The 1996-nt window shown below is 70.5% G+C and carries 1 protein-coding gene and 1 pseudogene; both read right to left on the bottom strand.

Annotated elements, in window-relative coordinates; genetic code table 11:
* Positions 1–209 precede the first annotated feature (209 nt).
* Positions 210–1333: pseudogene (locus GJ632_RS21200) on the bottom strand (glycosyltransferase).
* A 56-nt stretch (positions 1334–1389) separates the two neighbouring features.
* Positions 1390–1996 (bottom strand): glycosyltransferase family 4 protein (locus GJ632_RS21195; RefSeq protein ID WP_191453957.1); only part of this gene is annotated, 607 nt, incomplete at its 5' end.

Genomic DNA, 1996 nt, shown 5'->3' with positions numbered 1-1996 from the left:
CGGCCCCGGCGGCCCGCCCGGCACCGGCCGCGGCGAGTCCGAGTCCGCGGGCAACGAGGAACTCGTCCGCGAGGTCCGTCAACTCCGCGACGAGGTGCGCGACGCCACGCGCCAACTCCAGCGCATCGCGCAGGCCGTCGAGGACCTGGACGACTGAGGAACCGGCCGCGGTAGCCGGCACCGGCGTCTCGACGCCGCGAGCAGTCGACTCAGTACCCTTTCTCCGAACACACGCGGTCGTACAGCGACGCGAGTTCGTCGACGGCGTGTTCGACGCTCACCGCGTCGCGGCGGTCGAGACACGACGCCGAGAGCGTCTCTCGTTCGTCGAGGACGCGTTCGACGGCCGCCCGGCAGGCCGCCACGTCACCCAGCGGGTAGTGATAGCCCGTCACGCCGTCGTCGACGGTGTCCGAGAGAGCGCCCTCGTCCACGCCGACGACCGGAGTGCCGCAGGCGTTCGCTTCGAGGGCGACCAGCCCCTGCGTCTCGACGGGACTCGGGAACACGAAGGCGTCCAGCGCCGAGTAGAACGCCGGCAGTTCCTCCCGCGGGAGGAAGCCGAGGAAGTGCGCCTCGACGCCCAGGTCCGTCGCCAGCGACTCCAACTCCTCGCGCGCCGGACCGTCGCCGCCGAAGACCACCGTCGCGTCCAGTCCCTCGGCGGCGCGGACGAACTCCGAGAGGTTCTTCTCGAACCCGTGCCGGCCGGTGTAGCCGACCAGCGGGCCGTCCGGCAGGTCGTAGCGGTCACGGAACGCCGCGACGGCGCCGGCGCGGCGGGCGCGAACCGGTCGGTGTCGATGCCGTTCGAGAGGACGACAACCTCGGTGTCGACGCCCACCTCGTCGCGGAGGTGGTCGCGGGTGTCCCTGCTGGGACAGAGGACGGCGTCGGCGCGGCCGAAGAACCAGCGCTCGTACCGCTCCGACAGCGACTCGATTCGCCGTTCGAAGGAGTCGCGGGAGGTGAGGTAGTCGGCGTACTCCCCCGTCGGCGTGTGGTAGGAGGCGACGAACGGGAGGTCCCGCCGTCGGGCGAGACGGAGACCGGAGAGGCCGAGGGCGAACGGCGTGTGCGCGTGGACGACGTCCACGTCCTCGACGCGACTCGGGACGCGCGGCACGCCGAGGCGGAAGCCGTCGTAGAACGGGAACGAGACGCTCCTGACGGGGTACTCGCCCTCGTCGGGGACGTACTCGTCGGTCCCGGGGTACACCACGTCCATCCGCCCGTCGCGTTCTCGCCAGTGGTCGCGCCACGTCTGAACGGTGTAGGAGACGCCGTTGACGGTTGGCAGGTACGTGTCCGTGAACGCCGCGACCGACTGCATTCGTTCCTCGATGTGCGGGCCGGCCTGATAAACCGTGCTGACTCGTCGTCGCCCCGTCATTCGGGAACGCGCCCGTCGAGGAGGGCCTCGTACGCCGCGACGAGTCGTTCGCCGACGCGGTCCAGACTGTGTTCGGCGGCCGTCTCGCGCGCGTTCTCGCCGAGGCGACGGCGCAGGTCGGGGTCCCGCGCGAGCAAGTCGAGCGCGCGGCGGAACTCCGCGCGCGTCTCGCACTTCAGGCAGTCGTGCCCGTGGGTGTAGAACTCCTCGAAGACGGGGATATCCCGCAGGACGACGGCCTTCCCGCACGCCATCGCCTCCAGCACGGCGATGCCCTGATTCTCGTTCTTCGTGGGGAACAGGTAGACGTCGCCCGCGCCGAACGCGCCCCGAATGTCGTCTATCCACCCGGTGAAAGTGACGTTCGCCGGCGGGTTCGACACCCACCGCTTCACCGTCTTGGAGGCGTGCGGCCCCGTGTCGTACGGGCCGAACCACGCGAAGTCGTAGTCGGTGTCGGACGCCACCTCGCAGAACGTCGTGAGTCCCTTGCGCTCGAACACGTTGCCGACGGCGAAGACGACCATGCCGTCCAGGTCGAACCGCTCGCGGTACTCCGCCCGCAGGTCCTCGTGCCCCGCCAGCGTCGACGCGACGCGTTCG

This window comes from Halogeometricum sp. CBA1124, assembly GCF_009741955.1.
Taxonomy (GTDB): domain Archaea; phylum Halobacteriota; class Halobacteria; order Halobacteriales; family Haloferacaceae; genus Halogeometricum; species Halogeometricum rufum.
Note: the sequence above shows the minus strand (reverse complement) of the source record. Positions and strands in the feature narration are given on the sequence as shown.